Here is a 12,947-nt window from a genome sequence, read left to right on the forward strand (position 1 = left end):
CTCCCTGTTCACATCGTGTGACGAGCTGATGGTTTATACCACTGTGAAGACCGACCGGATTACCTGGCCGGAAAACTCGAATGCCCGGGCGATATTGTGGGAACGGCGTTAGAGCCGGTTATGCGGTAGCGCCGGCGCCAGTACTCCCGCGCCGTGACAGCAACGACTGCTTGCGGTCAAGCACATCCAGGATACGCCTCAACTGGTCAGAATTATCGGCTTTAGGTCGATAATCGATTCCCACAAAATCAATGGAATAAAAGAAATTGCTACAGTACTTTCTACGCTCTGTAACCAGCCCGGTCAGACCGCCCGCCAACAGGTTCTCGAAGGGCATGGTCATTTCCAGCTCCAGTCCCAGGGTATCACCCGGTTCGAATACCTTATCGGTTTTCAGTACACACCCGAACTGATTAAGGTCAAACAGACTGGCTTCGACCACTTCTTTGCGGAACAGGCCCTTCTTGAGGGTGAAGCGTGCCAGCAGGTCTGGCAGGGGTGTGTGATAGCGGTTATCTGACATCTGCATGGTACATTCCGACACTTTTACCTACCCGCCTGCAACCTGGCGAAGAGATCTCCCGGCGATATCACCCATCACGGCAGATTATCCCTGCAACAAGGCGAAGTGAAAGACTTGTCGTGTTACGTAAACCTTAGCCACGGATAGTGGCCAAGACAATACTTTCAAATTAATAGAGACTGGTCTTAACGCGAGGTAGTGCCTTTTCGGGCAAACTGGAAGCGCCGTCTCATGATTCGTCCTCTACGATATCATGATCTCTGTCGTTCGTGTGGAGGGTATATAAATCCGTCCGGCGATCCTTCAGGTTGGTTACCGACCCCTCGGCCCGGACCAGTTTGAGTTTTTCCAGGTCCAGGTCCGAGAACATGATCATTTCCGTGTTCGGGGTGGTCTCAGCCATTACCGCGTCGTGGGGAAACGCAAAGTCCGACGGCGAGAACACTGATGACTGGGCATATTGAACGTCGAGGTTTTCCACCTTCGGCAGGTTCCCGACACTACCGGTGATGACTACGTAGCACTCGTTTTCAATGGCCCGGGCCTGGGCGCAGTGGCGAACCCGGAGATAGCCGTTCTTGGTATCCGTCCAGAACGGCACACAGATGATATCCACTTCCTCCGCTGCCGCAATTCGTCCCAGCTCGGGAAACTCAATGTCGTAGCAGATCATGATGGCGACCCGGCCGGCATCGGTATCGAACACCTGGAAACGGTCGCCCCCTTCGATAACCCAGTCCCGGCGCTCGTGGGGCGTAATGTGGATCTTGCGCTGCTCATCCACGCGGCCGTCCCGGTGGCAGAGGTAGGACACGTTGTAGACCCGGTCATCCTCGATCAGGGGCATGGAACCGGTGATGATATTGATGTTGTAACTGACCGCCATGTCCGACATCTGGTTACGGAACTGCTCGGTAAACCCTGCGAGGAAACGGACAGCCCGGGTCTGGTCCATCTGGTCGGTCAGGCCCATCAGTGGCGCATTGAAGAACTCGGGGAAGATGGCGATGTCGCTCTTGTAGTCAGAGAGGGCATCAACAAAGTATTCCACTTGCCGAAGCACTTCTTCCACGGAGGTAAACTCCCGCATCTGCCATTGCACCGCGCCCATGCGAACCTGGGTTTTACGCGCGTTAACCACGGTGGATGGCGGCGTATAGAGAATGTTTCTCCATTCCAGCAATGTCGCGTAACCCAATGATTTCTGGTCTTCCGGCAGGTATTTATGCATCAGGCGGGTTACCTGGAAATCGTTGGACAGCTGGAAGCTGAGTATCGGGTCGTAGATTTCCTTGCGATCCACCCGCTGGATGTACTCTGCCGGCGTGTACTGGTCCGCGTACTTGTGATAGCTGGGAATCCGGCCACCGGCCAGGATAGCCCGCAGATTCTTGGAGCGGCAGAGTTCCTTGCGCGCCTCATACAGGCGCCGGCCCAGGCGGTAACCTCGATAGTCAGGGTGGATGAATACATCCAGCCCGTACAGGGAGTCGCCGTTGGCGTTATGCCAGATTTTCTCGTTACGGAGAATCAGGTCGTCGTAGGTATGGGGGTTGCTGAAGCGCTCGTACTTCACGCACACCGTGAGTGCCACGGCAATCAGTTCGCCACTCTCTTCGATGCAGATCTGCCCATCGGGAAACTGCTCGATCAGTGCACTGATGGTTTCTCGCGGCCAGGCCCCGCCAATGTCATCGTACACTCGGTCCATCAGCACCCTGAGCTGCTCATAGTCGTCTTCGGTGAGGTTGCGCAGGTTGAGGTGCAGGTCATCATGTACCATATCGGGAATGGCTCCGGTTGCCGAATTGAGAACTGAATGAATCGATTATAGACGTTTACGGGGTGCACACCGCAATGGATGTAGCCTCCCGGCTATTCGAGAGTGAACGGGTCTGCCTCAAGATGTGCCGACAGTGGCCGTTATTCTGGGGTACTGACACATATAAATCCGTACCGGAGCAACCCCCGATGAACCTGTCCTTTGGCCAGAAACTGCTGATTGCGTTCGGCGTGCTCCTGGTGCTGGTGGTCGGCAGCTATGCCATCACCGGCGACCAGCGCCTGACCTCCACCACCGACCGGTATGTTGAAGCCATGTCCGGCGATGCCGCCGCGCAGGCGACCGCCAGCATTGCCGAGTGGCTCAATACCCGCCTGCGAATGACCGAGGGCGTCGCCGAGGCGCTGGAATCGGCCGAAGATGACCGGCAGGCCCGGGCGATACTGCGATCGGCCAACACCGGGGGTGGCTTCAAGGACGTCTATGTCGGGCAGGGCAATGGCAACATGCTGATGCGTGACCAGGCGGCTCAGGCGACGCTGCCGGATGGCTATGACCCCAGGGAGCGTCCGTGGTACCAGCTGGCGGAGGAGCTGGGCCGGGGATCGATTACCGACCCCTATGTGGATGCGGCTTCCGGTGAAGTGGTGCTGTCCACCCTGGCGCCCGTCAAACAGGGGGAGTATCGCGGCGTGGCAGGTGGTGATATTACCCTTACGGCCGTGGATGAAGTCCTGGCCACCGTCAATCTTGCGAATACAGGTTACGCGGCCCTGGTCAGCAGCGACGGCACCGTGCTTTACCACCCGGAAAGTGACTGGGTTGGCGAGCCCGTCTCCTCACTACTGGGTGAGTCACCGGATTTTTCCGGCGCCCCTCGCACACTGATGATCGACGATACGCCCTGGCGGGTAAGCTTCCATGCCATTGAGCAGGCACGGGGCGTGGACTGGCACCTGGCCATGTTTGCCAACGAAGACCTCGTCAATGCGCCGGTGCGCCAGGCCCGGGCCACCGGCCTGGTGATCCTGGTGGTTGGCCTGCTGGGTACCCTGGTGATCCTGCATTTCGGTATCCGGTTCCTCATGCAGCCGGTGCGGCGTCTCAACACGGCAATGGCCGATATTGCCAGCGGCGAGGCGGACCTGACGCGACGCCTGGAGGTCGAGACCCATGATGAATTTGGTCGGTTGGCCGGCAGCTTCAATCAGTTCGTCGAGCGCATCCAGAATGTCATACGGGATGCCCAGCGTGGCGCCGGTGATCTCCACGAGTCCGTCATTGCGCTGCGTGGCACGGCCAGTACCAGCCGCAGCAGTGTTGAGGGCCAGCAGGTGGAGGTGGATATGATCGCCACAGCCATCAATGAAATGTCGGCCGCCGCCGGCGAGATCGCACGTAACGCCCAGCAAACTGTGGATGCGGCGCAAACCGCCGATGGTGAAGCACGCCAGACGGTGGCAACGGTCGCAGCCTCCCGGGAAGCGGTGGAGCGCCTGTCCGGTGAGATTGCCAGTGCCGCCACGGTGATTGAACGCCTGGGCCAGGACGTCAACGAAATCACCAGCGTGCTGGAGGTCATCCAGGGGGTGGCAGAACAAACCAACCTGCTTGCCCTGAATGCGGCCATTGAAGCGGCCCGGGCAGGGGACGCGGGTCGGGGCTTCGCGGTGGTCGCCGACGAGGTTCGCAACCTGGCGCAACGCACGCAGCAAAGCACTGGCGAAGTGAGCGCGGTTATCGAACGCCTCCAGGACGGTGCCCGTGATGCCGTACGGGTAATGGAAGCCTCTACCGAGGTATCGTCCGAGAGTACGGCACGCGCCCAGGAGGCGATGGATGCCTTGTCCCGCATTGCGTCGGCAATTACCTCCATCAACGAGATGACCTCCCAGATTGCCACGGCCTCAGAGGAGCAGACTTCTGTCACCGAGGAACTGAACAGTTCCATCACCAGGATTGCCGAGAAGGGCCAGGACGCTGCCGCCGCAGCCACAGAGAATGATCAACACAGTAACCGCATCGATACGGTGGCTTCAGTCCTGAAGGACAAGGTGCAGCAGTTCCGCGTCTGAACCGGTAACTGGCTTGGCTAAAAGAATCCCGGCGGGAATCAGCCCCGGCTGCTCCCGATGTGGATTCGACGGCGGAGGCTTTCCAGGGCGTCTCGCCACACTGGTTCGGAGTCAGAACTGAGGAAGGGGTTGTTGAGGATGAGAATCTGGCGCCGATCCAGGTTGAGTGAGTCCACCGCGCGGCCATAGTAATCAGAGAGGAAGCGAGCGAAGGAGCCATCCTCAATGGCTCGTTCCAGTCCCAGCTGCACTCGCTGGGCGGTATCGTGGTCGTCGGGCCCGACAAAGAAATAGGAGGGCATGGGGTAGGCCAGTAACAGGTTGGGTTCTATGGCGAGTTGATGGTCGTGCAACGAATCCAGGTCGTACAGCACCTCGCTGACGCCCCTTGCAAAGCAGTCAAATCGACCGCCTGCCAGCATCGTAAACAGAGTTTCAAAGCGTGTGTGGGTAGTCACCTTTATGCCGTTGGCACGCAGGATATCCGTGTCCGGCCAGTGAGCCCCCTGGCCGATGCTGATTCCGCGGTCCACAAGGTCCTGAATGCTGTTGATACCGCGGTAGAGCTCGAGCTGGTCTTTGCGCACAACGCAGACCCGGAAGCCAAGCAGGCCGCCGTCGACAGGCAGAGGGATTGCGTAAAGAGACTCTTCCCGCGACGGTGAAGTGGCTACGTTGGCGATATCAACCTGGCGATCCGGCGGGGCTTTACGGAGCTCCAGCATGGCGCGACCCTGGACCATCTCTACAGACCGGGTTATGCGGTAGTCGCCATATTCGGGGGTCTTGTCGAAAGCCAGTTCAAGTGCGGCATGCACCGCCGGGCTGTCATAGTTGCGATACCAAAGGCGATACTCGTGAACCTCACCGACAGGGGGCGCCGAGACCTCGGCAGACGGCGCAAGCTCACTGGCCCCGAGCCCGGTAACCACAAGCAGCGCCCCAGCCAGCAGGGCTGTGGTAGCGGTGCGGTATGAGCGGGCGACAGCCATAGCCAGTTTCCATACTTCCAGACGTCAGGCACCAGCGCCGAAACGTTAACTCCTATGAGTGTAGCTTTTTTACCGTTTTGGTATAGCCCCGGTTGGTCAATTTTCAGCGGTCGCCGGGCAGGGAGTTCAACAGGTCCAGGAAAATATCGCCGTAACGCTCAAGCTTGGCGGTACCTACACCGCTGATCAGGGACATTTCGTCCCGGTCAGCAGGCCGCCGCTCCAGCAGTTCCTGGAGGGTAGCGTCGTGGAAGATCAGATAGGGCGGCACTCCCTGCTCATCGGCCAGCTCCTTGCGTTTTGCCCGCAGTGCTTCCCAGCCGGCCGGGTCCTGGATGTGCTGGCTTCGGTCCGCACTGGCCTTCGGTTTCGACGTGCGTCTGGACGCCTTCCGCTCCGGGTCCCTGCGCAGTTCTATCGTGACTTCGCCGCGCAATACCGAACGGCACTGTTCCGTGAGCACCAGGGCACCATAGCCTTCCGGATCCGCGCGCAGGTAACCGTTGGCCACCAGTTGCCGGAACACCGACTTCCACTGGGTGGCTGATAACTCCGTACCGATGCCCCAGGTGGAAATCGCCTGGTGGCCGGCCTGGCGAATACGGTCGTTGTCTGCCCCCCGCAGCACATCGATAACATAGTTGACCCCGAACCGCTGGCCGGTGCGGTAGACACAGGACAACGCCTTGCGCACGGCTTCGGTACCGTCCCAGGTTTCCGGCGGGGTCAGGCAGGTATCGCAGTTGCCACAGGGCTCATCAAGCACATCCCCGAAATAGCGCAGCAGGGCCTGGCGGCGGCAGGTCGTTATCTCACACAGGCCCAGCATGGCATCCATTTTCTGGCGCTCAACCCGCTTGAAATGATCGTTGCCCTGGGAGGCTTCCAGCATCTGGCGCAGCTTGATCACGTCCTGCAGGCCGTAGACCATCCAGGCGGTGGACGGGTTGCCGTCGCGCCCGGCCCGGCCGGTTTCCTGGTAATAGGCTTCCAGGCTTTTGGGCAGGTCCAGGTGAGCGACAAAGCGCACATCCGGCTTGTCGATACCCATCCCGAACGCAATGGTCGCGACGACGATAACGCCTTCTTCCCGCAGGAAACGCTCCTGGTTCCCGGCCCGTTCCTCGGCTGTCAGGCCGGCATGGTAGGGCAGGGCGTTGTAGCCTTTTTGCTGCAGCAGGCGTGCAGTGGCGTCGACTTTGTTGCGGGACAGGCAATAGACAATGCCGGAATCCGCAGAGTGTTCTTCACCGATAAAATCCAGCAACTGTTTGTTGGCATTGGTTTTGGGCGCAATTCGGTACTGGATATTGGGCCGGTCGAAGCCGCTGATGAAATGCCTTGCATCGGTCAGGGCGAGGCGCTCGGCGATTTCCTTGCGGGTACGTTCGTCTGCCGTCGCGGTAAGCGCGATCCGGGGAACGGCCGGGAAGCGCTCAGCGAGCATGCTCAGGCCGAGATAGTCCGAGCGGAAATCATGGCCCCACTGGGACACACAGTGGGCCTCGTCAATGGCGAACAGTGACAGCGAGGCGCTCTCCAGTAGCTCCAGCATGCGGGGTTGCAGCAGTCGTTCAGGGGCACAGTACACCAGGTCCAGCTCACCACGAAGCAGGGCATTCTCGGTTTGCCAGGCCTGTTCCGGTGCCATGGACGAGTTCAGGAACGCCGCCCGGACGCCCAGCTGGTTTAACGCCGCCACCTGGTCCTGCATCAGCGCAATCAGTGGGGAGATCACGATACCGGTACCCGGGCGCACCATGGCCGGTATCTGATAGCACAACGACTTGCCGCCCCCGGTAGGCATCAGAACCAGGGCATTGCTCCCGGCCACCAACTCGTGGACGATGTCCCCCTGCAATGGTCGGAAAGACTCGTAACCGAACACTTCGTGCAGTACCTGTTCCGGACTGACGGAAGGGATTACGGGCTTTTCTGTACTGAGGCTGTCGAAATCCGTGTATGGGTCCATGGGTGTGGGAGCCGGTTCTGAAACGAAGCCGGGATGATAACAAAACCACGGGCGGGTTGTCGGGAGGAGGCGCGACGGCCCTCGCCGCGATACAATAGCGCCGTTTTTCATGCCGGCCCACCACGCCGGATCTTGTCGTTTTTCAGAAAAGGCAATAAAAACAGGATTGTAATGCAGGAATTTGATGCGATACGTCCCTACGGGGATGACGAGGTCGAAGGCGCGGTAAAGCGTCTGTCCAACGACCCCGACTTCTTGTTGATGGTGGGCCGCTTTCGCTCGCCGTTCCTTGCCCGCTGGTTTCCAGGCCTGTTGCGCAAGCGGGTCAAGTCCTGGTTGTGGAAGCAGTTTGGCAGCGCTCGCACTGTTCGCGACATTCAGTTGCGTGTGGCAGACCACGTCACTGAGCTGGTTAACCACACCACTTCCAGGCTGACGTCCTCGGGCCTTGATCGCCTGGATCCGACCAGCTCCTACCTGTTTATCTGCAACCATCGGGACATTGTGTTTGATCCCATGGTGATCAATCACCTGCTTCACCTGCACGGGTTTGACACCACCCGCATCGCGATCGGTGATAACCTGCTGAAGAATCCGGTGTTCGCTGAAATGATGCGGCTTAACAAGAGCTTCGTTGTACAGAGGGACATCCAGAGTCCGCGGGAGATGCGGCAGGTGTTCCTGACCCTTTCCGGCTTTATCAACCATAGCCTGGATGATGGCCACAGTATCTGGATCGCCCAGCGGGAAGGCCGGGCCAAGGACGGGGTTGATCTCACCGATCCGGCCATCATCAAGATGTTCTACATGAGCCGGAAAAAAGAGGGGCTGGGCTTCGCCGAGGCCATGGACCGCATGCGGATTGTGCCTGTTTCCATTGCCTACGAGTATGATCCCTGTGACGCCGACAAGGCCCGTGAACTGGAAACCCGCGAGCGGACTGGCAGTTACACCAAGGCGGAAAACGAAGATTCGGAACAGATCGTCAAGGGCCTGACCGGATTCAAGGGCCACGTCCATGTTCATTTCGGCTTACCCATTGAGGATGCGCCGGACAATGCGAAAGACCTGGCTGCCCATATAGATGGTGAAATCCACGCCAATTACCACCTGCACGCGTCTAACCTGGTGGCTTACAACATGCGGGGCATGCACCCTTCGGCCCATGACACGCCGGAGAATGTAAGCGAGGAGGTGGTCACCGCCGAGAGCTGGACCCCGGCAGAGCTCGAGGCCGCCAGTAAAGAGCTCGAACGGCGGATTAATGCCTGTGATGAAGCGATCCGCCCGTACCTGGTCGCCATGTACGCCAACCCGGTGATCAGTTCGCTGACTGCCCTGAACGCGCAACAAACGCACCAGACCGAACCCGAGAGGTAACATGCAGAAACTCGACTATATCCAGCTCGATACCGGTGAGAACCCGGACGCCGCGGTTATTTGGCTCCATGGCCTCGGTGCCAGTGGCCATGATTTCGAGCCGGTGGTACCGGAGCTGGGCCTGCCACAGGACGCCAGCGTGCGCTTTATCTTCCCCCATGCGCCGGAAATGCCCGTCACCATCAATGGCGGTATCCGTATGCCGGCCTGGTATGACATCAAATCCCTGGAACTGGGCCGTACCGTAGACAAGGACCAGCTGGTGGCATCCGCAGAGGCCGTGGCAGCCCTGGTGGAACAGGAACTGGAGCGGGGCGTGAAGCCAGAACGCATTGTGATCGCCGGCTTTTCCCAGGGCGGGGCCGTGGCCTATGAGCTGGGCCTGGGTTATCCGAAGCGACTGGCGGGAATCCTCGCCCTGTCCACCTATTTTGCAACAGCAGACTCCGTCAATTGTTCCGAAGCCAATCGGGACATCCCCATCAGTGTGTTCCACGGCACCCACGACCCAATGGTGCCGGAAGCCCTGGGTCGCGATTCCGTCGCAAAACTCCGGGATATGGGCTACAGCGTGGACTATGAGACCTATCCCATGGAGCACGCAGTCTGCCTGGAAGAAATCCACGCCATCGGACGGTTCCTGCGTAACGTGTTGTCCCTGTGAATCACTTTGCCCACCTTTATCTGGCCCGCCCGACGGTGGAGTCCCGGGTGGGCAACCTGCTCGGCGATTTCGCCCAGGGCCTGGATACCGACCGGTTGCCGAAGGGGGTGAGGGCAGGGCTGGAACACCACCGGGCCGTGGATGCCTATACCGATGCCCACCCCGAGGTACTGGCATGCAAGGCCCTGTTCTCAACCGAAAGGCGCCGCTTCGCCGGCATTGCCCTGGATATCCTCTTCGACCACTACCTGTTACGACACTGGGACCGTTTCGGACAAGGCGACCGCAGCCGGTTTATCGCTGAGCTGTACCGGGACCTGGAGCAGGGCGAGCAGCTGATGCCTGCCGAGATGGCCCGGGTAACCCGGAGCATGGTCACCCACGACTGGTTTCACGCCTACCAGGACCTCGAAAAGGTTGGCGCAGCCATGGACCGGGTTGCCCAGCGCATTCGGTTCCGCCACCAGTTTGCCGGTATTATCGAGGAGATCCGTCCACTTGATCGCGAGCTGGAAGCCCGTTTCCTCACATTCTTCCCGGACCTCAAGGCATTCAGCCAATCCCGCAGCCACTCCGCCTGAGAAGCTCTCTTCAGGCCCGCTATGGCGGGGTGTAGAGCCAGGACCCTTAACTGGCAAGTTACAGGACAGACACTGAACATTGCGAAGTGTGTCACGTAAACTTCTGAATCAATGAGTTCGTAAGAAACCTGAACGTCAACGAATCGAGGAGGTACGTGTCTATGGTTTCCAAAAAGTCATCGCATGGTCTGGTCCTGGGGTTGTTCGCAACTGCCAGTCTTCTGTTTCATGGTGGTGTCATCGCCACCACAAACGATGAGACAAAGTCCGAGCCTGCGGAACAAATGGGCTTCGTGGAATGGGTCGTGATGAAAGATACCGGCTTGCGTATGAAGGCCCGTCTGGACACCGGCGCGAAGACCTCTTCGCTGCACGCCACGGATATTGAAGGTTTCGAAAAAAATGGAGAAGAGTGGGTCAGGTTTCGCCTGCCACTGGACGACCACAACGACATCGACTCACCGGAAAATGAAGGCATAGTGCTGGAATTCGAGCGTCCGGTAGAGCGCACCGTACTCATCAAGCGCAAAGGGGCGCCATCCCAGAGGCGTTACGTTGTGCTTATGGAGTTCTGTATTGCCGGCAAAACCCATGAAACACAGTTTTCCCTGACTGATCGCGGCCGCTTTACCTACCCGGCTTTGCTCGGACGTCGGTTTATGGCTGACGACAACGTACTGGTGGATTCCACCGACAGTTTCCTGGCGGAGGCTGAGTGCGAGTACAACGCTATCGAAGAGATCGCTGAACTACCGGAGGCGGAAAACTCAAACTGACCGGTGATGCTCGCCGAGTGAGGAACAAAGACGGATATACCTGTTTGATTTCCTTGCGCCGGTTGGCCATATTTAGGGTCCGAATCAGTACATCGGAGCCAGGAGTGCAGCCATGAAATACCGGCGTTTAGGAAACAGCGGCCTGAAAGTCTCCCCCTTGTGCCTGGGTACCATGACCTATGGCACCCCGGACTGGCGGGAATGGGTACTGGACGAACAGGCCAGCCGACCCTTCCTGAAAAAGGCACTGGACGCCGGCATCAACTTCTTCGATACCGCCGACATGTACTCCGAGGGCGAATCGGAACGGGTAGTCGGTCGCGCGCTGACAGACTATGCCGACCGCGAGGAATTCGTCCTCGCGACAAAGGTATTCATGCCGATCGGAAAGGGCGCCAATCGGGGCGGCCTGTCCCGCAAACACATCATGGATGCCATTGACGGCTCGCTTCAGCGGCTGGGCACGGACTACATCGACCTCTACCAGATTCATCGCTGGGACTACGACACCCCCATCGAGGAAACCATGGAAGCGCTTCACGACGTCGTGAAAGCGGGCAAGGCACGCTACATCGGCGCGTCATCCATGTTTGCCTGGCAGTTTGCCAAGGCCCAGCATGTGGCCGACCGCAACGGCTGGACACGGTTTGTCAGCATGCAGCCCATGTACAACCTGGTCTATCGGGAAGAGGAGCGGGAGATGTTTCCACTCTGCCGGGACCAGGGCGTGGGCGTTATACCCTGGAGCCCACTGGCCCGTGGCGTACTTGCTGGCAAGGCGCAGGGGCAGGGCGCGGCAACCACTCGTGGGCGTACCGACGAGAATACCCGTAAATGGCACCTGGGCAGCGATATTGACCAGCCAGTGATTAATGCGCTGAATACTATCGCCCAGGAGCGAAACCTCCCCATGGCCCAGATTGCGCTGGCATGGGTGGCCGCCAACCCGGTTGTCACCGCACCCATCGTCGGTGTCAGCAAGGAAAAACAACTGGACGATGCATTGGCGTCCCTGGACATCCAGCTGACAACCGGGGAAATGGAGCGCCTCGAAGAACACTATGTTCCCCACGAGGTAGCCGGGCATGCTTGATCAATGTGCTCATCGAATCTGAAGCTCATTTCAGGTCAAGAAGAGGAGTCCGGTAATGGCCATTGATATCCTGATAGCAGGGCGTTTACCCCCCAACGTACTTCCCCAGTTGGAAAAACGGTTCCGACTTCACCGACTGCCGGAAGAAAGGAATGAGGTCGGCGCCTTCCTGCAGGAGGTGGGAGGATCAATCCGGGGACTGCTGACCAATGCCGCGCAGGGGGCGCCGGAACACCTACTGAGCGCGTTACCGAAGCTGGAGATTATTTCGTCATCCGGGGTGGGAACCGACGCGCTCAATGTGGATATCGCCGAAGCCAGGGGAATCAGCGTCAGAACCACACCAGGGGTACTCACAGAGGATGTTGCCGATGGCGCCATTGCCCTGATGCTGGCAACGAGCCGACGGCTCATGCAGGCCGAGCGAAACGTCCGCGCCGGCCGCTGGCTGAAAGATCTGCCGCTGGGGAACCGGATGACAGGCAAACGTCTGGGTATCCTTGGCCTGGGCAAGATCGGCCAGGCGCTCGCCAAGCGGGCGGCGGCCTTTGACATGCCCATTGCCTACCATCAACGCAACCGCAATCCCGACGTTCCGTATACCTATCACGATTCCGTCGTGTCATTAGCGGAGGCCAGTGACTTCCTGGTGGTCATCGTCCCTGGCGGCCCCGCCACGGAGAACATGGTAGACGGGAAGGTGCTCGATGCACTGGGGCCAGAAGGCATACTGATAAATGTGGGCCGCGGCAGCACTGTGGACCAGCCGGAGCTTATACGTGCCCTGGAGCAGGGTCGAATTCGGGCAGCCGGGCTTGATGTGCTCGCTGAAGAGCCCCACGTACCGGACGCCTTGCTCGCGCTGGATAATGTTGTCCTGACCCCACACTACGCCAGCGGCACAACCGAGACCCGGCTGGCGATGGGGCAGCGCGTGGTGGACAACCTGCTGGAGCATTTCGAGGCCGAGTTACAGGGAACAGGCTAAGCCGGGTTCCTGCTCTCTCTTCCATATCGTATTTAACATAATATACATTATGCGCAGTACTGGGTTGGAAATGAGGACTGATCAAAAGGGTTCTCGACGACCACATAGGAAGAACCCGGG

At 59.1% G+C, this 12,947-nt stretch carries 11 protein-coding genes; 7 read left to right on the top strand and 4 right to left on the bottom strand.

What is annotated here, in order from left to right; genetic code table 11:
* Positions 1-118 precede the first annotated feature (118 nt).
* Positions 119-529, bottom strand: a complete 411-nt coding sequence (locus tag MLC59_RS02675; RefSeq protein ID WP_248230662.1) for a hypothetical protein — start codon at positions 527-529, stop codon at positions 119-121.
* A gap of 223 nt (positions 530-752) precedes the next feature.
* Complete coding sequence (locus tag MLC59_RS02680) at positions 753-2,306, bottom strand: GNAT family N-acetyltransferase (protein WP_248230663.1); 1,554 nt, start codon at positions 2,304-2,306, stop codon at positions 753-755.
* A 188-nt stretch (positions 2,307-2,494) separates the two neighbouring features.
* Here MLC59_RS02680 and MLC59_RS02685 point away from each other — a divergent pair, with 188 nt between their 5' ends.
* The gene (locus MLC59_RS02685; RefSeq protein WP_248230664.1) at positions 2,495-4,381 is read left to right on the top strand and encodes a methyl-accepting chemotaxis protein; all 1,887 of its coding nucleotides are present in this window, start codon (positions 2,495-2,497) and stop codon (positions 4,379-4,381) included.
* A gap of 38 nt (positions 4,382-4,419) precedes the next feature.
* Here the strand turns inward: MLC59_RS02685 and MLC59_RS02690 are convergent, their stop codons facing one another.
* Positions 4,420-5,373 carry a type 2 periplasmic-binding domain-containing protein gene (locus MLC59_RS02690; protein ID WP_248230665.1) on the bottom strand — a complete coding sequence of 318 codons (954 nt, stop codon included), beginning with the start codon at positions 5,371-5,373 and terminating at the stop codon, positions 4,420-4,422.
* A gap of 103 nt (positions 5,374-5,476) precedes the next feature.
* Entirely contained in the window at positions 5,477-7,345 is a 1,869-nt protein-coding gene (gene recQ / locus MLC59_RS02695; RefSeq protein ID WP_248230666.1) for a DNA helicase RecQ, read from the bottom strand.
* A 171-nt stretch (positions 7,346-7,516) separates the two neighbouring features.
* Between recQ and MLC59_RS02700 the strand changes: the two genes are divergently transcribed.
* The 6 genes from MLC59_RS02700 (at position 7,517) to MLC59_RS02725 (ending at position 12,827) form a co-directional block, all read left to right on the top strand.
* A complete protein-coding gene (locus MLC59_RS02700; RefSeq protein WP_248230667.1) occupies positions 7,517-8,725 on the top strand; it encodes a lysophospholipid acyltransferase family protein in 1,209 nt (402 codons plus the stop codon).
* Between the two features lies 1 nt (position 8,726).
* Positions 8,727-9,389 carry an alpha/beta hydrolase gene (locus tag MLC59_RS02705; RefSeq protein ID WP_248230668.1) on the top strand — a complete coding sequence of 221 codons (663 nt, stop codon included), beginning with the start codon at positions 8,727-8,729 and terminating at the stop codon, positions 9,387-9,389.
* Positions 9,386-9,970, top strand: coding sequence for an acyl carrier protein phosphodiesterase (locus MLC59_RS02710; protein WP_248230669.1), 585 nt, complete (start codon positions 9,386-9,388; stop codon positions 9,968-9,970). Before MLC59_RS02705 ends, MLC59_RS02710 begins: the two co-directional genes overlap by 4 nt.
* A gap of 161 nt (positions 9,971-10,131) precedes the next feature.
* Positions 10,132-10,746, top strand: coding sequence for an ATP-dependent zinc protease family protein (locus tag MLC59_RS02715; protein ID WP_248230670.1), 615 nt, complete (start codon positions 10,132-10,134; stop codon positions 10,744-10,746).
* 112 nt (positions 10,747-10,858) lie between these two features.
* Positions 10,859-11,839 (top strand): aldo/keto reductase, encoded by a 981-nt coding sequence (locus MLC59_RS02720; RefSeq protein WP_248230671.1) that lies wholly within the window; start codon positions 10,859-10,861, stop codon positions 11,837-11,839.
* 55 nt (positions 11,840-11,894) lie between these two features.
* Positions 11,895-12,827 (top strand): 2-hydroxyacid dehydrogenase, encoded by a 933-nt coding sequence (locus MLC59_RS02725; protein ID WP_248230672.1) that lies wholly within the window; start codon positions 11,895-11,897, stop codon positions 12,825-12,827.
* Positions 12,828-12,947: the final 120 nt, after the last annotated feature.

Origin of the sequence: Marinobacter bryozoorum (assembly GCF_023156245.1) — a bacterium.
In the GTDB taxonomy this organism is placed as follows: domain Bacteria; phylum Pseudomonadota; class Gammaproteobacteria; order Pseudomonadales; family Oleiphilaceae; genus Marinobacter; species Marinobacter bryozoorum.